This is a genomic window from Parapedobacter luteus (genome assembly GCF_900168055.1).
Classification (GTDB): Bacteria; Bacteroidota; Bacteroidia; order Sphingobacteriales; family Sphingobacteriaceae; genus Parapedobacter; species Parapedobacter luteus.
Window position 1 is genome coordinate 706,853 of record NZ_FUYS01000001.1, and the last position, 17,890, is coordinate 724,742.

Annotated in this window: 15 protein-coding genes; 9 read left to right on the top strand and 6 right to left on the bottom strand. The window is 49.1% G+C overall.

The window, feature by feature from the left end:
* The first annotated feature begins 53 nt into the window (after positions 1-53).
* From porW to B5X72_RS02885, 4 genes are all read left to right on the top strand, one after another.
* Entirely contained in the window at positions 54-2,855 is a 2,802-nt protein-coding gene (porW, locus tag B5X72_RS02870; RefSeq protein ID WP_079715303.1) for a type IX secretion system periplasmic lipoprotein PorW/SprE, read from the top strand.
* Positions 2,856-2,915: 60 nt separating this feature from the next.
* Positions 2,916-5,159: a penicillin-binding protein 1A gene (locus B5X72_RS02875; RefSeq protein ID WP_079715304.1), complete on the top strand. Its 2,244-nt coding sequence runs from the start codon at positions 2,916-2,918 to the stop codon at positions 5,157-5,159.
* Positions 5,160-5,226: 67 nt separating this feature from the next.
* Positions 5,227-7,029: an excinuclease ABC subunit UvrC gene (uvrC, locus tag B5X72_RS02880; protein WP_079715305.1), complete on the top strand. Its 1,803-nt coding sequence runs from the start codon at positions 5,227-5,229 to the stop codon at positions 7,027-7,029.
* Positions 7,030-7,168: 139 nt separating this feature from the next.
* On the top strand, positions 7,169-7,312 hold the full coding sequence (locus B5X72_RS02885; RefSeq protein WP_245826783.1) for a hypothetical protein: 144 nt from the start codon (positions 7,169-7,171) through the stop codon (positions 7,310-7,312).
* Between the two features lie 55 nt (positions 7,313-7,367).
* Here the strand turns inward: B5X72_RS02885 and B5X72_RS02890 are convergent, their stop codons facing one another.
* Positions 7,368-8,855, bottom strand: a complete 1,488-nt coding sequence (locus B5X72_RS02890; RefSeq protein ID WP_079715306.1) for an NAD(P)H-hydrate dehydratase — start codon at positions 8,853-8,855, stop codon at positions 7,368-7,370.
* Between the two features lie 121 nt (positions 8,856-8,976).
* On the opposite strand from B5X72_RS02890, the gene B5X72_RS02895 reads away from it, so the two are divergent.
* A complete protein-coding gene (locus B5X72_RS02895; protein ID WP_079715307.1) occupies positions 8,977-9,297 on the top strand; it encodes an iron-sulfur cluster assembly protein in 321 nt (106 codons plus the stop codon).
* 36 nt (positions 9,298-9,333) lie between these two features.
* Here B5X72_RS02895 and B5X72_RS02900 read toward each other — a convergent pair whose 3' ends face one another.
* The 3 genes from B5X72_RS02900 to B5X72_RS02915 all read right to left on the bottom strand — a co-directional run bounded on the left by B5X72_RS02900 (position 9,334) and on the right by B5X72_RS02915 (position 11,855).
* Entirely contained in the window at positions 9,334-9,855 is a 522-nt protein-coding gene (locus B5X72_RS02900; RefSeq protein ID WP_139378495.1) for a hypothetical protein, read from the bottom strand.
* A gap of 253 nt (positions 9,856-10,108) precedes the next feature.
* Entirely contained in the window at positions 10,109-11,353 is a 1,245-nt protein-coding gene (locus B5X72_RS02910; RefSeq protein ID WP_079715310.1) for a cation:proton antiporter, read from the bottom strand.
* Between the two features lie 25 nt (positions 11,354-11,378).
* Positions 11,379-11,855 (bottom strand): cation:proton antiporter regulatory subunit, encoded by a 477-nt coding sequence (locus tag B5X72_RS02915; RefSeq protein ID WP_079715311.1) that lies wholly within the window; start codon positions 11,853-11,855, stop codon positions 11,379-11,381.
* A gap of 244 nt (positions 11,856-12,099) precedes the next feature.
* Between B5X72_RS02915 and B5X72_RS02920 the strand changes: the two genes are divergently transcribed.
* The 4 genes from B5X72_RS02920 to B5X72_RS02935 all read left to right on the top strand — a co-directional run bounded on the left by B5X72_RS02920 (position 12,100) and on the right by B5X72_RS02935 (position 15,485).
* The gene (locus tag B5X72_RS02920) at positions 12,100-12,699 is read left to right on the top strand and encodes a YceI family protein (protein WP_079715312.1); all 600 of its coding nucleotides are present in this window, start codon (positions 12,100-12,102) and stop codon (positions 12,697-12,699) included.
* A gap of 249 nt (positions 12,700-12,948) precedes the next feature.
* Positions 12,949-13,734 (top strand): hypothetical protein, encoded by a 786-nt coding sequence (locus tag B5X72_RS02925; protein ID WP_079715313.1) that lies wholly within the window; start codon positions 12,949-12,951, stop codon positions 13,732-13,734.
* 178 nt (positions 13,735-13,912) lie between these two features.
* Entirely contained in the window at positions 13,913-14,548 is a 636-nt protein-coding gene (locus B5X72_RS02930) for a DinB family protein (RefSeq protein WP_079715314.1), read from the top strand.
* Positions 14,549-14,624: 76 nt separating this feature from the next.
* The gene (locus B5X72_RS02935; RefSeq protein ID WP_079715315.1) at positions 14,625-15,485 is read left to right on the top strand and encodes a sigma-70 family RNA polymerase sigma factor; all 861 of its coding nucleotides are present in this window, start codon (positions 14,625-14,627) and stop codon (positions 15,483-15,485) included.
* Between the two features lie 19 nt (positions 15,486-15,504).
* On the opposite strand, the gene B5X72_RS02940 is transcribed toward B5X72_RS02935, so the two are convergent.
* Positions 15,505-16,329 carry an NYN domain-containing protein gene (locus B5X72_RS02940; protein WP_079715316.1) on the bottom strand — a complete coding sequence of 275 codons (825 nt, stop codon included), beginning with the start codon at positions 16,327-16,329 and terminating at the stop codon, positions 15,505-15,507.
* 493 nt (positions 16,330-16,822) lie between these two features.
* Positions 16,823-17,827, bottom strand: coding sequence for a nucleoside hydrolase (locus B5X72_RS02945; protein WP_176146069.1), 1,005 nt, complete (start codon positions 17,825-17,827; stop codon positions 16,823-16,825).
* Between the last annotated feature and the right edge of the window lie 63 nt (positions 17,828-17,890).

The window sequence follows — 17,890 nt, forward strand, 5'->3', positions numbered from 1 at the left end:
TGAAACGTAATACATTTTCTTTTTTATTCTCTCGCTTAGCTGCCTTAGCCTTAATGTCTTATGTGATTGTAGCATGCGCTGTTAATCGGCAGGACGAAGGGGTTAAGTACGACATGATGGAAAACCTTACCGCACGGTATAATATCGTCTACCATGGCCGTAAAATCATTGCTGACGCCGAACGTGAAAATTTCGCTTCACATCAGGACAACTATCAGCAATTGCTTCCCATCTTCGTGGAGCCTACCGAGGCTACGGCTGCAGCCAACGGCCAGTTGATGGATTCGGTCATCGGCAAAGCGCTGGATATCATTAATAAGAAAACAAGAAGTAAGTACATTAATGAAGCCTACCTGCTTACGGGTAAGGCTAACTACTTGAAGGCGAACTACTATAATGCCGTTGAGTTTTTCTCGTATGTAGCACATGCGTTTGCCGACATGCCAGCGTACCGTCAGGCGGCATTGATAGGAAAGGCCCGTTCGCTGATGCAATTGGGCAATCTCCATGATGCCGGTTTGGTGTTGGATACGGTCTTTTTAGGTTTGGAGTCGGACAAGCGTTCGCAAGGGCTGGCGTTTGCCACCCAGGCGAAGTATTACCTCCTCACACATGATGAGGAATCGGCGATTACCATGCTGCGTCAGGCGGTCGAAAATACGCGGCACAAGCCGACCAAGTTGCGTTGGCATTTCCTGTTGGGGCAGTTACTGCAAAAACATGGTTACGCGGATGAAGCGCATCAACATTACCGCCGGGTAATAAATAGCAATGCACCTTACGAAATGTCGTTCTATGCGGGGTTGAACAGCGTTTATCTTGCCACCGATGAAAATGCCACCGGTGCTGACCGTGTAAGGTTGTTGCGGCGCATGCTTCGCGATGACAAAAATGCGGCATTTAAGGATCAAATTTATTATCAGATTGCCGAGGTGTTTTATGCAGACGGTCACTTAGCAGAAGCCTTGGCCAATTACGAAATGGCGTTGCAGCAGCCGAGCAACAACCGCTATCAAACGGCGCTTACTTACCTGAAGTTGGCTGATCATTATTTCAGCGCCGCTGAATACACAACCGCAAAGCACTACTATGACAGCGTGGGTATGTCGTTGCCCGCAGACTTTCCTGATGTAGGCGCGGTTCAGCGTAAAATCGCCAATCTGGATGATTTGATCACGCAATTGCAAGTGGTGGCACGCCAGGATAGCTTACAGTATCTTGCAGCTTTGGATGACGTAAGGCGCGAAGCCGTGCTCGATACCATTGTCAGTGACGCATATGCCAGGCAGTTTGCGGCCGAAAGTGAGCCTAAGCATGTCAGCCGCCGGTCGGACCGACGGCCGGCATTTGATGATATCTTGCCCACGACGATAAGCTACACCGATAATCGGTTTTACTTTAACAACCCGGATGCTATGGGGATGGGGCAGGCGGAATTTAGACGGCGATGGGGCATTCGCCAATTGCGTGATAATTGGCGGTTCAGTGATATGCTCGGTCAACCCTCTGCCACTGGAGGCAGTGGCCCTGCGGCTTTCGGTGAAGGCGCGGCCGCGCTGGCTGACACGGCCGCGCTCGATAGTACCGCATGGGTACAGCAACTCCGTGGGCGTTATATCGAGGCCTTGCCCGATAATGAAGCGAAGCTGGCGACGTCGCACGGACAAATCCACGATGCATTGCTTCGCATCGGAAACACCTACCGAGACGAACTGCGTGACAATGAGGCGGCAATCAACACCTATGAGGAGCTGTTAAAACGCTACCCCGACACCGAGGAGGCTGCATTGCTCTACTATAACCTGTATCGGCTTTACACCGATGTCGACGAAGCGCGCGCAGCGTATTATAAGGACAGGCTATTGACCGCCTTTCCTGACGCGCTATACAGTCATTTAATCCGGGACCCTTCGTATATGGCCAAGCTTGAGCAACAAAAGCGGGTGCTGGACCAAGCTTATGAAAACGTATATACCTTATACACGCAACAGCGGTACCCTGACGTCATCGAAGAGGTGACGCGTATACGCCGTCAAAACCCCGAAAGGCAACAAATTGCAAGTCAATTGGGCTATTTGCAGGCTTTGGCATTGGGACGCACCGCAAGCCTCGATACATTTGAACATGCCTTGCTGCAGCTCGTTGAAGATTTTCCGGACGATAGCCTGATCACCCCATTGGTTGCCCAGCATCTTGCTTTTATTGAAGTGAACAGGGATACGCTGGCCGCCCGGCCGTATGCTTTGCAAGGCGCCGATGAAAACAGGGAGCGGTTTGTAGACGAGCCGACGATGACCTTATGGCCGCAACTGGTCATCAACCACGGTCCCGAGCCGCCAAGGCCACGCCGGGAGCTGGCCGTGGCTGCCGCCGGGCAAGCAGGGTTAAGCGGACGCAATAGCTTGGGAAACGCGTCCGGTGTTTCCAGGCAACAGCTGGCTAAGACGGCTGAAGTTGGTGAACTTGGGCCCAATGTCTATCGGGATTTGGAACTGCTTCCGGATTCGGCAACCTACTTTTTTGTTATCAATGTAATGAATGAACGTGTGAACCTCGCACCATCGAGGTTCGGCATCGGACAGTTTAACCGTACCCGGTATGCGGGCAATGCCATCAGCCACCAGCTTAAGGTTGTAAATGGCGAAAACCAATTGGTTTATATCGGTCCGTTTTACCGTTATGACGATGCCAAGCGTTACGAGACCTCGTTATTGCCCTTGTTGCCGGACATTATGAAAATCCCGGCGGATATCTATAATACATTTGTCATCACGGAAACATATTTTGGCACGCTATCTGATTTTGATAAGATAGATGATTACCATGCCATTTACCAGGAGCAAATGGATAAGTGAATACGTGAGTAAGTATAAACCGCTAACGACTAACTACTCGGTACTTAGTACTAAAACATAATGAAGAAACAGACGAAGAAAGCGAATACATTAACAAAAGAAGAAATCAGCCGATATACCCGTAATTTCTGGAAAATACTGATAGGTGCTATCTTAATGGGCTTTTTGTTTATTTTCAGTGTGGGCATGGGGCTTTTTGGAAAGCTGCCAACTTTCCGCGACCTGGAGAATCCGAAAAGCAACCTGGCATCCGAGGTTATTTCGGATGATGGTGTGGTGCTTGGGACTTATTTTGTGCAAAATCGATCCAATGTACGGTATGACGAATTGTCACCCCACCTGATACAGGCGTTGATAGCAACCGAAGACAAACGTTTCTACCGGCATTCCGGCATCGATTACAGGCGTACGTTCACGATTATTTTTTACAATTTGGTAGGCAATCGCCAAGGTGCGAGTACCATCACGCAACAACTGGCGCTTAACTTGTTTTCGGAAGGCCGTGCACGCAGTACGGGCAAACGCATCATCCAGAAATTTCAAGAATGGATTACAGCCGTGCGCTTGGAGCGTAATTACACCAAGGAAGAAATCATTACGATGTATTTCAATACCGTCGATTTCGGCGCTTATAATACGTACGGCATCAAATCGGCAGCACGGACTTATTTTAATACAACCCCGGATAAGCTGAATGTCCAACAGGCAGCCCTGCTGGTGGGGATGCTCAAGGGACCGGGTATCTATTCGCCCGTGCGGTATCCACAGAATGCCATCAGGCGACGTAATGTGGTTATCGACAATATGCGGAAAGAAGGCTTCCTCACACGGGAAGAGGCGACGCGCCTCAAAAGTGAACCGCTGATTACCGATATGCGTATATCGAATTACGGAGAGGGGCTTGCTCCTTATTTCAGGGCTGTCTTGAAGCGTGAAATACAACGGGAATTCAACGAGATGTCAATCACCAAGGCTGACGGTACGCCCTGGGATCTGGATCGGGACGGGCTCAAAATCTATACAACCATCAATTCCAAGATGCAGCTTTACGCTGAGGAAGCCCAGCAAGAATGGATGAAAACCATCCAGGCAAATTTCGACAGGCAATGGCGGAACCGCGACCCGTTTCAGGGCGACAAAGCTAAATTGCTTGAAACCGGCATGCGGCGTTCAGACCGTTACCGGGTGTTGAAGCAAGCCGGTAAGTCGGATGAAGAGATAAAAAAGGATTTCAATACGCCAGTGCCGATGACCATCTTTACGTGGGAAGGAAACAGGGATACAACCATGACACCCATGGATTCTATCCGCTACAATAAGCTGATCCTTAGAAATGCCTTCATGTCTATGGAGCCGCAGACAGGCTATGTACGCGCCTGGGTGGGGGGGATCAATTTCGAACACTACAAATATGACCAGGTCAAGATGGGTACCCGGCAGGTGGGTTCTACGGCCAAACCATTTACCTATGCGGTAGCCATCGATAATGGGTTCTCGCCGTGCTTCCAGGTACCAAACGTACCGTTGACTATCGGTACCGGGCAATATGCGTGGACGCCGCGTGGCGAATCGGTGGGAAGTCCCATCACATTGCGCGGGGCATTGGCCCATTCGCAAAACTTTGCTACGGCCTACATGATCAACGAAGTAGGTGCCAGGCCGGTTGCTACACTGACCAAACGGATGGGCATTACCTCCGAAGTGCCGGAATACCCGTCCATCGCGCTTGGGGCTTATGAGGCGTCTGTATACGATATGGTGGGTGCCTATTCTTCGTTCGTAAACCAAGGCGTATGGGTGGAACCCACCTATATCCTGCGCATTGAAGACAAAAACGGCATGCCGATTTATGAGAAAGCTCCCCGGGTAACCAAGGTGCTCAACAGCGAAAGCGCTTACATTATGGTGGATATGCTAAAGAGTGTCGTGGATGACGGTTCGGGAAGACGCCTGCGTTTCCGCTATAATTTTACCAACCCTATAGGCGGGAAAACCGGTACGACCAATGACAATGCGGACGCCTGGTTTATCGGCATCACGCCGGAACTGGTGAGCGGCGTATGGACAGGAGCCGAAGATCGTGGCATCAGTTTCTATTCGATGACTGAAGGGCAGGGGGCGCAAGCCGCATTGCCGGTCTTTGCCATTTATATGCAAAAAGTCTATGCCGATACCTCGCTGCATTATTCCAAAGGTGACTTCCCCTTGCCGGATGGCGGGCTCACGCGCGAACTGGATTGCAGTAAATACCGCCAGTTTTTCGGGGAAGAGGAAGAGAAGCTGGATGATCGATTGGGATTCTGAGTTGGTTCAGTTTTAGGCTATAAGCTATAAGCTTACGCTGAGGCCTTCCGCCTGCTGCTTATTCGATATGACTAAATTTGACTACCGTAAGGCGCTTGAAGAGATACCGCATCGGCCGGGTGTTTACCAATATTGGGACGCTAACGGCGAACTTATCTATATCGGTAAGGCGAAGGACCTCAAAAACCGGGTCAGCTCTTATTTTGTAAAGACCAACCTGCTCAACGGCAAAACCCGTGTGCTGGTGCGCAAGATCAATCGCATCACCTTTACCATCGTGGATACCGAAATCGATGCATGGCTGCTTGAAAACAGCTTGATAAAAAAGCATCAACCCCGGTACAACGTCATGCTCAAAGATGACAAGACATACCCCTGGATTGTCATAAAAAATGAACGCTTTCCGCGTGTTTTCCCGACACGGAAATACATCAAGGATGGGTCAAGGTATTTCGGTCCTTATGCGTCGGTGGGCATGATGCACGCTATCATGGACACCATCCGCGAGTTGTTTCCACTGCGCACGTGCAACCTCGCCCTTACCGAGGACAACATCAGTAAAGGTAAGTTCAAAGTATGTCTGGAATATCAAATCGGCAATTGTAAAGGGCCCTGCGAAGGTTATCAAACAGAGGAAGATTACGAACAAAACCTCAACGATATCCGCGATATCCTGAATGGCAAAATCGGCGTAGTTATCCGGCGGCTGAAAGACCAACTGGATGGCGCCGTCGCGGAGCTGAATTTTGAGTACGCGCACCAGCTGAAAAGCAAACTTGACCTGCTGGATCGTTACCAAAGCAAATCTACGGTGGTCAATTCCTCCATCACCAATGTGGATGTGTTCAGCATTGCGTCCGATCAAAGCCATGCGTTTGTCAATTACCTTAAGGTAATGAACGGTGTGATTATCCAGACTCAGACGGTGGAACTTAGGAAAAGACTTGACGAAACCGATGCTGAGCTGCTCAGCCTGGCTATCCCTGAAATCCGGAGCCGTTTCAACAGTACCTCGAAGGAAATTATCGTCCCCTTTGCGATTGGTATCAAGGCGGAAGATCTTAAATTCACGATACCCAAGTTGGGCGAAAAGCGAAGCCTGTTGGATCTGTCCTTGAAGAATGCGCTTTATTTCAAAAAGGAACGGTTGGATCAATATGAGAAGCTGAATCCGGAGCTGAAGGTTGAGCGTATCCTTACCCAAATGCAAAAAGACCTTCGGATGAATGTACTGCCACGGCATATCGAATGCTTCGATAACTCCAATTTCCAGGGTAAGTATCCGGTATCGGCCGTCGTGGTATTCAAAGATGCCAAGCCATCAAAAAAGGACTATCGGCATTTTAACGTCAAGACGGTTGAGGGCCCTAATGATTTCGCCACCATGGAAGAGGCGGTACATCGGCGATACCGCCGGCTGCTGGACGAAGGGCAGACCCTCCCACAGCTTATCGTTATAGACGGCGGCAAGGGCCAGCTTTCCGCTGCATTGAAAAGCCTCAAGCTGCTGGGAATCGATAAACAGGTCACCATTATTGGTATCGCCAAACGGCTTGAAGAGCTGTATTATCCCGGCGACCAGTATCCATTGTATTTGGACAAAAAGTCAGAAACGTTGAAGGTCATCCAGCACTTGCGGGACGAAGCGCACCGCTTCGGTATCACGTTCCATCGGAAGCAACGCAGCCTGAAAACCTTCCGTACGGAACTGGAAAATATACCGGGTATCGGCAAGACCTCAGCTGAGAAATTGCTTAAGACGTTTAAGTCGGTCAAGAAAATACGTGAAGCGGGAGACGACCAACTGCGCGCCGTACTTTCTGAAAAACAAATCCGGGCAGTCCGCGACTATTTTAGTCACGTATCCTAAAGTGGACAATATCCTTTTTATTCGTGTTGATTTCGGGTTGTTGCAGGAAAGGTACGTTTTTTGCCTTTAAGATCGATGAACTCAGGGAACTATGAATATGAAAACGATTCGCATCACATTGTTAGCGGTTATAATCGCAATGACGACATCATATGTCACACACCGGACAGCGGGCAAGAGCGGTAAGGTGCCGCCAGGCCAGGCCAAGAAAATCACGGGAAAGAAATCTGCCCGTGACCATGCCCCCGGTCAGCAGAAAAAAGCGCTTTTGTTTACTTTTTGAAGTAAGGGAACGGCTGGGACATCATTTTATTTTGTAAGCAGGTGAAGCGATGGAATTAGGAAAAGCCTCCCCTGTTCCCGATTGCCAGCGGAATCATCCGGATTAGCTTTCCCGCGGGTACAACCGCCATGCCATTGGCGGCTAATTGGTCTCCTGCGGTGCCATGCAGGTAACAGGCCAGTATTGCGGCTTCCTGTGGTGGGTAACCCTGCGCCAAGAATGACGTCAGCATACCTGTAAGTACATCACCCATGCCGCCACTGGCCATTGCCGGGTTACCGGTGGGGTTTATGTATACGCTGCCATCGGGCATCACGATAAACGTATAGCGGTTTTTCAATACCAGGACAATATGCCGTGCTTCAGCCTGTTCCCTTGCCGTGCGCAGCCGATCCCACCATGAACTGTGTGTGCCAAACAAGCGGTCAAATTCCTTCATATGTGGCGTGAGGATGCACGGTGTAGGTAATTTCTCCATCAACGACGGTTCTCGTGCCAGTAAGGTAATCGCATCAGCATCGATCACCATCGGTTTTGCGCTGTAGCCCAGGCATGCCGTAAGGAGTTTCTCCCGCTGCCCCAACCCCGGTCCAATACCTACTGCGTCAAATGTGCCCCATATTTCAGCCAGATCTTCTTCAGGACAGTACATTACTTCCGGATGACAGGTGTTCAGGGCTGCAAGTCCTGCCGGCGGAATACAAGCCGAGGTAAGGCCGGCACCGCTATATACGCTTGCTCCGCAGCAGAGCAGGGCGGCGCCCATGGTCCGGGTATTCCCGGCGATCAGCAACGCATGTCCGTATGTGCCTTTGTGGCTGAATGGTAGGCGGTTGCGGTAGATGCGCTGGATGTCGTCTCTGGTGATCAACCGGAAATCGGTGGGTAAGCGTTCGATGTACGACTCATCAAGGCCGATGTCTACCACGTGGAAACGTTCGATGGCCTTGGCTGATTCGGGGAAGAAAAAGCTCAGCTTGGGCCGTTGAAATGAAATAACGTCATGGGCGTACAGGGCATACTCCGTATCGGGGATGATGCCATCAGCTCTTAGCCCGGTCGGAACATCTACCGCAACCTTACGGCCCGGTACACCATTGATGTGTTTTACCAATCGCAGCCAATCACCGGTGAGCGGCTTATTCAGACCAGAGCCCAGCAAGGCGTCGATGATGACCGTTTGGTCAATATCCGGTAGCTTATCGCCGGGAAAAAATTCCGTTATCCGGATGGGCGTATTATGCAAGCGGGCGAAGTTTGCCGTAAAATCGTCGCGCTCACTATTGGCAAACCGTACGACCCACACGGTGATGGCATCGTATCCATGTGCTTGCAGGAGACGTGCAATCGCCAACCCGTCGCCACCGTTGTTGCCGGTACCGCAGCAGATCAGTATGCTCGTATTGCTGTCGGGATACAGCGGTATGAATGCCGTTACAAAAGCATTTGCAGCTCTTTCCATGAGGTCGACCGAAGCGATGGGCTCCGTTTCAATGGTATGCCGGTCGGCATCCTTTGTTTGCGCGGCGGTAATGATGTTCATTTTTCTCAATATCGTTAGCTAAAGGTACGGCTTTGTGAATGCAATGTCAAGATGTAGGATCAACTGGTCTTGGTGCCAGAAAAATACATTACCTTTGTATGGTACCCGTGAAGTAAAAACGATGATTATCAATGATCCATTGAATCTTGCACCGGCCATTACGGCGGAGTTGGAGACTGTATTCGATCCAGAAATACCGGTTAATATTGTCGAATTGGGCTTGGTATACGAAATCATCACGAAAGAAGATGGTTCGGCTAAAGTGATTATGACGCTTACGGCACCGGGCTGCCCTGTCGCAGGCAACATTATCGATGAAGTTCAGCGCAAAGTGGAAGGGGTGGAAGGGGTAAGCAGGGCGTTGGTAGAACTCACCTTTGACCCGCCGTGGGACAAAAGCATGATGAGCGAGGTCGCCCGGTTGGAACTCGGCTTCATGTAGCCGGTTTCACCGCCCTAATAGCCACCTCCGCTGCGGTTATTCTGCAAAAGCATGCACGATTTGAGACCGGTATTGCGGTCCTTTCTCTTGAAATTCGACAAGGTGTTGATACGTATCTAACGTAAAAAACAGCTCCCCCGGGACACGGGCGTCTTCATCGAAGAACAGTTTGAAATTGTTTGTCGTAGGTTTCGCGTCATCAAAAGCCGCTTTGTTCGAAGAGAATACCAGCGGCTGGACAGCACGCTTCATGCTGCTCACTTCGCTAACTTGCCACAGTTGGCCCAACGCCGCAACAAAGCGATCGCTCTCCGGCCCAGATTTTATAAATTTGATTGATCCCTTTTTGAAACCGAGCTCCTCATTCACCGAGCCATCCGGGTTGATCCCCGCGGGAATGCCTTTATCAACCTCAATCCGTATGCCTACCGTATCATCTTGATAAACACCCTTTGCTAAATAAGATACGGTGGTGGCATCTTCCGTTTTGTCCAGCAAGGTAAGAAAAATCGATGTAGGGTTCTCGGGGTTGTTGGTGATTGCCGACAGCTTTTTCATGCCCGAATCGCTTGATTTTGGCGTGTTGTTGCACGAGGCTGCTAAACCTATCAAAGCCAGCAAAATTATCGTAAAACGGTTCATCGCTTCAGTTTTTAGTGTATGTTATATTTGCTACCAACAAGCTCAACCGACCGCTTGTTTCCCAAAAATCCGGAATATTTTTCAAGCACACAACAAAACGTACGAGAATCATAGCAAAAAGTGATCATCCGCACATCATTTAGCTGATAGGACCATCAGGCCTGTTTGACTACGATTTTGGAGGCGGGTTTTCCAGGTCGCTAAGCGTTTTTAAGGGCTTATTTTCTACGTTATCTTTGCCGAACAGCGCATTCCAGATGTTGCGCGATTCTTTGGTGAGCAAGGGGGCTACGATGGATAAAATCAAAACATATACCACCACAAACGACTGGATGACAGGTAACAGCTTACCGGCCTTACCAATATTGGCCATGATGATCGAAAATTCACCCCGGGCAGCGAGCGTAAAGCCGATATCTACCGACTTTCGCTTTTTTAGTGCAGCGAAATGCGATGCAAAATAGCCGGAAGCCACATTGCATAATACCGTTACCAACGCCGCGATGGCGGCCCACATGACCGCTCCGCCCAAAGACATGGGATCGATAGACAGCCCAAAGCTAAAGAAAAACATTGCTCCGAAGAAGTCCTTGAAGGGCAGCACCATTTGTTCGATGCGCTTGATGTATTGGGATTCAGCCAACACCAGTCCGGCCATCAGGGCGCCGATGGCTTCGGCGACGTGGATGGTTTCGGAGAAACCGGCGACAATAAATAAGAGGGCGAATATCACCAATATAAACAGCTCAGAAGACTTATCCTGAAGTACCTTGTCAATGGCCGGAACCAGTTTCCGGCCCAGGATGAGAAAGGCCAATATGAATCCCAAGGCAAGCAATGATGTGCCTGCTACCGTCCAAAAAGAACTGCTTCCGGTAAGAATAAGTCCCGAAAGGAACGAAATATGCATGGCGATAAACAGGTCATCAAACATAATCATGCCCATAATGACCTCCGTTTCGGGGTTGGCCGTCCGTTTGAGATCGGTAAGCACCTTCGCTACGATAGCCGTGGAAGAGCTTGTCATGATGCCGCAAAGGACCATGGTTTCCTTAAACGGAAGCCCCATCAGCCAGCCAACCAGGAGACCGGAGCAAAAGTTGAGGACAACATAGAAAGTTCCCCCTGTAAGAATGGACTTCCCCGATTTGATAAGCCTACTCACGGAAAACTCCAGCCCCAGGTAAAACAGTAGGAACAGTACGCCCAGGCGCCCCATGAAATCGATGAACGGTTTGCTTTCCGTAAAGGTAAGGTCGATGTTGCCAAATTTTGGAGCATGTTGGCCAAGTACCATTCCAATCAGGATGAAAAAGGGGATGACAGAAAACCGAAGCCTATTCGATATCAATCCAACAAGGGCTACCAATCCAACGGCAATGCCTACTTCCAATATCAGGGTATGTGATAGCATGCTGTTCGCTCCAGTACCTTGGTTTTTATAAAATCTCCTTCAATAATTTGATATGGCTTCTTTTGCCGGCCACTACCAATGTAGTTTCGGCGGCAATGACGTAGTCGGGCCCAGGATTGATGATGCTGTCGCCATCCTTGATGGCAGCTATGATGGACGCTCCGGTGCGCTTGCGCACTTCCAGGTCGCCGATGGACTTGCCGATGCTTGGAGCACCGCCCTCCACTTTGTACCATTCAATGATTAAGTCGTCAAGTGCGACTTCAATTGTTTCAAGGGCCTTTGGCTTGTAGGATAATCCACCGATGATGCCGGCCACTTGGCGTGATTCTTCATCAGACAAGGTCATCACGCATTTGGATTCATTTTCTTCTTGGTCATAGCGGTAGAGCTCCCGGCGGCCGTCGTCGTGGATGACCACGACCATATAATCCCCGGCTTCGGTCTCAATTTGATATTTTTTACCGATACCAATTAAGTCTGATTCTCTAACAATTGACATAGTTGTCTCTCCCTATAGTTAAAAGTCATGCAAAGATACGACTTTATTCATGATTGCTGTCACCTACTCGGTACCATGCGTTGCCACATAGAAAACGTGAACTTATCCAGTTGGTCGCCATCATATACCGAAATAAATTATTAATGAAAAAATTACAACAACAACCGGCATAAACCCGGGTCCCAACGCCTATCTTTGGATCCGGGCAAAAATCCATTGACAGTTATTCATTAACGGAATTATTATGAAAAGAACCATCTCATCAACACTTTTTTCGGTAGCATTATTATTGACGTTTTACGCATTTACGCTGCCAGCGGCCGATGTTTTCAAAGTTGATACAACCAAATCCAAGATAGCTTGGACAGGACGTAATGTGGCCGGCGGAAAGCATACCGGCGAAATCGGTATCAGCCAGGGGGATCTGACGTTTGATGGCGATAAGCTAACGGGAGGCACCTTTACCATAGACATCAATGCTATCACGGTGACCGACTTGACGGGCGATCGCGCAGCCAGGCTTGCTAACCACCTGAAGAGCGAAGATTTTTTTGATGCACCCAAATTTGGCACAGCCGTGTTTAAGGTGACGAAGGTCAGTGGCTCGGGAAGCGATCTGTCGATTACCGGCGACCTGACGATCAAAGGAATTACGAAACCTATCACCTTCCCGGCGACGGTTCATCAATCTGGCAATATGGTACACGCCATCGCGAAGGAGGTTAAGATTGACCGTACGCAATTTGACATCAAATACCGGTCTGGCAACTTTTTCAGCGGATTGGGCGATAGGGCAATTTCTGATGAATTCCAGTTGGATATTGAAATCGTTGCTGTCAAATAAGTACACCTAACCATTGAGGATATTAGCATGGAGCTCCGTTTCATAGAAAGGAACGGAACTCATTTTTTGGATGTGCGTTGGATTTTAAAAAATACCCATTTTGGTGTATTTAGATCACTGATTTGGATTCCGACATTTGTTTCTTTGAAAAACATAAGCCAATACATGCTTGACCCTATTATCTACTACTTGAAAAAAAAATTAATGTCCTCCAGCACGTGAGATTGCTTTACATTCAAGCCCTTTATTATGATGACCGAAATTCAACAACCTTATTATGCGTTGACCAGCGAAGAGAAACAATACACCCGGGAGATGGTGGCGGATGTTGTCGCCCCGTATCATACTGAAAATTTCGATACATTTATGCAAAGTTGCCAAAAAGCCGCTGCGCTTTTGCCCGAGCGCTTGCTCGACTGGCGGAGTGAAACGGCGGAATCTGATGTCGGGCTATTGCGCAACCTCCCCACAGAAGACCTCTTCGCAGATACGCCCGAAGAACCGTTTGTAGCCGATCATATCCCCCTGCTTTCTGATAGCATGATGGGTGTTATCGCAGCGCTGTTCGGCGATACCTTTTTTTTCGATAAGGCGGTATGCAGGGGGGCTGCGCTGCGCCCGCACGGCACTGGCGCTACCACACAAGCGGTTTGGACGGGATTGCTTTGTGTACATGGTGATGAGCAAGCGGTCGTTAAAATCGCACGCTACGATGATATACAGTGGTATCATGAACAGCTGTCTTCGCTGATTGGGTCGATTTGCAGCCAAGGAGTCGATTGCCTGTTCCACAAGGAATATGCCGCGTCTGTGAAACTGGCGATGCTGGCCGAAAGTGAGGAAAAGCCAGCTGCCATGATTTCATCCAACAGGGCGTCCGCCGAGCAGGTGTATACGCGTGTCGTGCTCGAAAAAGGGGATTTGTTGATGTTTAATAGCCGGAATACGATCCATGCGCACTCGGCGTCCAACGCCCGGATGCACGGCAAGGATCGATGGATTAAGCGGGTCCTGGTGGCCGACGATATCATGTAATCAACAAGTTAAGCTTCTGGGGGCGGTCTATCAGGCCGGCATGACTAAAACTTGTCTCAAAACCCCACTGAATATGTCACATCCCACACCGCTATTTCACGTCAGGATAAATTAAATTTGTCTACATCGCCGTTCATACGGCAACGAATTTTTCTGTTAGTCATTAAATTATCCTGATATGAAACGATTATTCATCTTATTCATCACGGTATGCGCCGCTTGTGCGGCGGCTGCCGATGCGACTGGCCAAACCACCAAGCAGGCAGCCCGGCACGATAAGTCGTTCTTGCTTGATTATTATCAGCAGACCTATGACGATTTGGAGAAAGCGGTGGCAGGGCTTAGTGAAGCGCAGCTTCGATTCAAGCCCGCGCCGGACCGTTGGTCGATAAGCGAGTGCCTTGAGCACATTATCCTGACGGAGAAAATGTTGTTCGGCTTTGCCCAGGAGGTATTCGCTCAATCGCCGAATGCGGAGCGCAGGGGCGAGATCAAGATGACGGACGAAGAGATTATCAATGGCATCAAGGACAGGAGTTTCAAGGTACAGGCTTCGAAAGAACTAACACCAGCGACACCCGGCAAATACACGGATGCGGAGGTGGCCCTTGAAGAGCTGCGCAACCAGCGTAGGACGTTGCTGGACTATATCGATACGCTCAGTGAAGACGATATGCGCAATCGCGTTTCCGACTCACCCTTCGGTCCGGTAGACGGCTACCATTCGCTGCTTTACATCCCTGGGCATACCGCCAGGCATACGCTGCAGATAGCAGAGGTAAAAGCAGACAGTCGCTTTCCCAAAGGAGAATGATGGGCGTGGGGTTTCTTGTTGCATTTGCCGATTAATTGACTACCTTTACCGGATACCCGTCAGGCGCAAATAGTACATGAGACAATTGAAAATATCTGAGTCGATTACCGATCGCAGTAATCGATCCTTGAATACCTACTTATTGGAAGTTAGCAAATACGATGTACTTACTGCGGAAGAAGAAGTAGCTTTAGCCATCCGGATACGGACGGGCGATAGTCTGGCCCTAAACCGGTTGATCAAGGGCAATCTACGGTTTGTTGTGTCTGTTGCCAAACAATACCAACACCAGGGTTTGGTACTTGAAGACCTGATTAACGAAGGGAATCTCGGGCTTGTCACTGCCGCAAAGCGGTTTGATGAGACCCGGGGATTCAAGTTTATATCTTACGCTGTTTGGTGGATACGACAAAGCATTATATCGGCCATTTCTACCCAGTCGCGCATCGTACGGTTGCCAAGCAACCAGATTTCGGACTTGATCAAGGTGAAGAAATCCCAATCCACGTTGGCGCAACTGTTGGAACGCGAGCCTACCGCTGAAGAATTGGCCGAAGCGCTTGATGTTTCAGTTGAGAAAATACGCCGTTCGTTGAAAAACGGCGAAAAACAGGTTTCCGTAGATGCACCGTCACTGGTGTCGCCGGAGATAAGCCTGCTTGACGCGATACCGGACGGCGGCGAACCGACAGATCAAAGCACGATCAAAGAATCACTGAAAATAGTTGTTCAAGATGCACTACGACAACTTCCTTACCGCGAAAAGCTGGTGCTTACTCTTTTTTACGGGCTTGAAGATTCCGAACCAAAGACGCTGGAGGAAATCGGCCGACAACTCCGGCTGACCACCGAACGGGTCAGGCAGATCAAAGCTCGTGCACTGATTTGGTTGCAGCATTCGCGTTGGGGGAAAAGTTTGTCGGCTTACCTCGGGTAGTGAACCTGGGTAATTATTTTCAACGGGTCACCTTTCTCCTGCCTGTTTTTTGTGGTTCCTTGATTTTGATATATACGTGCTTGATTTTCGTTTTTTCTGTGCTTTTTTCCTCCACCTCGAAATGATCGCTTAGTGATTTGAACAACGGCGTAAGTTTGGAAAATCCATAAATCCGGGGATCAAAGTCAGGCTTCCGCTTATTAAGCAACCCGCCTATAGCGGCCAAAGGCGCCCAGCCACCTTCATCGGCTACATCGTTTACCGACGCTTTGAGTAGGTCAATTGTTTCAGTGCCAATCGGGTCATGTGGCTGTACACCTTGGGCTGTCTGCTTTACAACCTTGACTGCCGAAGTCGCCGTTTCCGTGGGCGTTTTTCCATTGGGCGTTGTCGTTGTCGCATCCTTATCCAATATTTCGATGTATATAAATTTATCACAAGCAGCGATGAAAGGTTTAGGCGTTTTTTTTTCGCCTACGCCTATTACCATTTTTCCCGACTCCCTTAACCGAATGGCCAGCCTTGTAAAGTCACTATCACTCGAAACGATGGTAAACCCATCCACCTGCTGACTATGGAGAATATCCATGGCATCGATGATGAGGGCCGAGTCAGAAGAGTTCTTGCCACTCGTATAGCTGTATTGTTGTATCGGCGTGATGGCGTGAGTAAGGAGCGGTTCTTTCCATCCGGTCACATGTGATTTCGTCCAGTCCGCGTAAATCCGCTTGATGGATGGGATGCCGTATCGTTTTACTTCATCCAGAATGCTCGCTATCTTGGTGTTTGATACATTGTCTGCGTCAATTAGCACAGCTATCTTTAAGTCCATCCCTTGCGCCATAAATCTGTTTTTATTTTCCTATATGCGTGCAAGGTAATCAATTTCATTGGCAATATGGACATAGGCTTTTCTTTCCGAACCCTTCCGTTTTCGAATCCATGTTGTTATAACCTGGCAAAATACCTCACCAATAAGCGGCTTAATCTTTCCTGCGTTTCTCTGCCTGTTTTATTTTTTTATCCGCTCTTTTTTCCTTTAAACTCTTTACGGCGGTTTTTTTGCCGTTTTCCTTCTTCGCTCCTTTTTCTTTTGACATGACCCTAAAGTTTAATTCTTGGTAAGGTAAGAAAATTAAATTAAAGTAGTGCATGTTTCGGGCAGTTTTGCCGGTTGCATAGCGAACGTTTTCTGTGGTGTGGCATAGGGTGGATATCAATACCGCTACGTTTGTGTTTTTGAGTGTAACACCCTATAAAATACCTAATTATAGGTATTGATATTGCTGATTTTTCCGGTAACTTTGTTGTTATACAACGGTGATTCAAGCATGATCTCATGTTCCGGATTTATCGTTCGTCGGCCCTCGTGTCTCCATCGGACGTGTGTTGTGATGATTGCTGACGCCCCTGAAATTGTTGCGAGGGACATGCAACATCAGGGTTTCGATGACCGCTTCAAGATATGCATACGGATATTTGTGAGCTAAAAAATAGTGTTCCCGATTAGTCAGTGGATTCCACGTATTGTACCCCTGTTCGTCTACCATCAATGTTCCCGGCCCATTGACGTAGAAATAATCTTCCGGATTGCGCACAGCGGCCAATACGGTGGTTTGATCCCAGGATGGCCGGTTCGTTTTCTCCTCTTCTTCGTAGGTTTTCAAGTTATAGGCGTAGGCAGCTGCCACCGGACCATCTTTGTCGCCCTGCTCATTTAGCTTACCGCCGGTGAAGATTTTTGATCCGATTTCAAAGCCGCTAATCAATAAGGGTTTGGGCCATTGGCTGATGGCGTCATAAGCAGCTTGTGCGTCTTCGACGACGTTAAATTCCTTGCCTTCAGGTAAGTTTCCTGCCATGGCAACCCATTTTTTTACTTTCGCTTTTACCAAGGCTATCCCGTTCATTTTTGAATGTTCGTCAGGGGCAGACGCCAGCAGGTCGGCAATGTTGGATAAGAAACCAACGGTGACGATGACGACACTATTGTCCGGCTGTGCGGCAAGCACTTTACGATATACACTGACAGCGCTGGGATAGGTGTGGTTAATGCGATCAGGAGCATACTGTTTTAAAAGCAACGTATTCCAATCATTTTTTGCCGTATAACCCGGAGCATCGTCGGCAGGTATGCCTACAGGCAGATCAGCACGCCCGAAATACCGGTTGAACAGTTCTATGGTCGGCGCGATGGTCGGGTGCCCGGCGCTGGCCACGGTAGCCAGTATTTCGCATTCGCCGCTATCTGCCAGCGCATGCAGCACCGCAATCGCCCCTACGTCATCGTAGTCGGGTCCCATATCCGTATCAAAGATAATCTTCGGAATTTCTTTGTTCATTTTGACTTGGGATATCCCATACCGCGGGATACCGATCGCCAGTGCAAACGCGAGATGAAATAG

Excerpts from the sequence above, each read along its gene's own strand:
- porW (WP_079715303.1), top strand. The coding sequence starts at position 54 with ATGTCTTATGTGATTGTAGCATGCGCTGTTAATCGGCAGGACGAAGGG.
- B5X72_RS02875 (WP_079715304.1), top strand. The coding sequence starts at position 2,916 with ATGAAGAAACAGACGAAGAAAGCGAATACATTAACAAAAGAAGAAATC.
- uvrC (WP_079715305.1), top strand. The coding sequence starts at position 5,227 with ATGACTAAATTTGACTACCGTAAGGCGCTTGAAGAGATACCGCATCGG.
- B5X72_RS02885 (WP_245826783.1), top strand. The coding sequence starts at position 7,169 with ATGACGACATCATATGTCACACACCGGACAGCGGGCAAGAGCGGTAAG.
- B5X72_RS02890 (WP_079715306.1), bottom strand. The coding sequence starts at position 8,855 with ATGAACATCATTACCGCCGCGCAAACAAAGGATGCCGACCGGCATACC.
- B5X72_RS02895 (WP_079715307.1), top strand. The coding sequence starts at position 8,977 with ATGATTATCAATGATCCATTGAATCTTGCACCGGCCATTACGGCGGAG.
- B5X72_RS02900 (WP_139378495.1), bottom strand. The coding sequence starts at position 9,855 with ATGAAAAAGCTGTCGGCAATCACCAACAACCCCGAGAACCCTACATCG.
- B5X72_RS02910 (WP_079715310.1), bottom strand. The coding sequence starts at position 11,353 with ATGCTATCACATACCCTGATATTGGAAGTAGGCATTGCCGTTGGATTG.
- B5X72_RS02915 (WP_079715311.1), bottom strand. The coding sequence starts at position 11,855 with ATGTCAATTGTTAGAGAATCAGACTTAATTGGTATCGGTAAAAAATAT.
- B5X72_RS02920 (WP_079715312.1), top strand. The coding sequence starts at position 12,100 with ATGAAAAGAACCATCTCATCAACACTTTTTTCGGTAGCATTATTATTG.
- B5X72_RS02925 (WP_079715313.1), top strand. The coding sequence starts at position 12,949 with ATGATGACCGAAATTCAACAACCTTATTATGCGTTGACCAGCGAAGAG.
- B5X72_RS02930 (WP_079715314.1), top strand. The coding sequence starts at position 13,913 with ATGAAACGATTATTCATCTTATTCATCACGGTATGCGCCGCTTGTGCG.
- B5X72_RS02935 (WP_079715315.1), top strand. The coding sequence starts at position 14,625 with ATGAGACAATTGAAAATATCTGAGTCGATTACCGATCGCAGTAATCGA.
- B5X72_RS02940 (WP_079715316.1), bottom strand. The coding sequence starts at position 16,329 with ATGGCGCAAGGGATGGACTTAAAGATAGCTGTGCTAATTGACGCAGAC.
- B5X72_RS02945 (WP_176146069.1), bottom strand. The coding sequence starts at position 17,827 with ATGAACAAAGAAATTCCGAAGATTATCTTTGATACGGATATGGGACCC.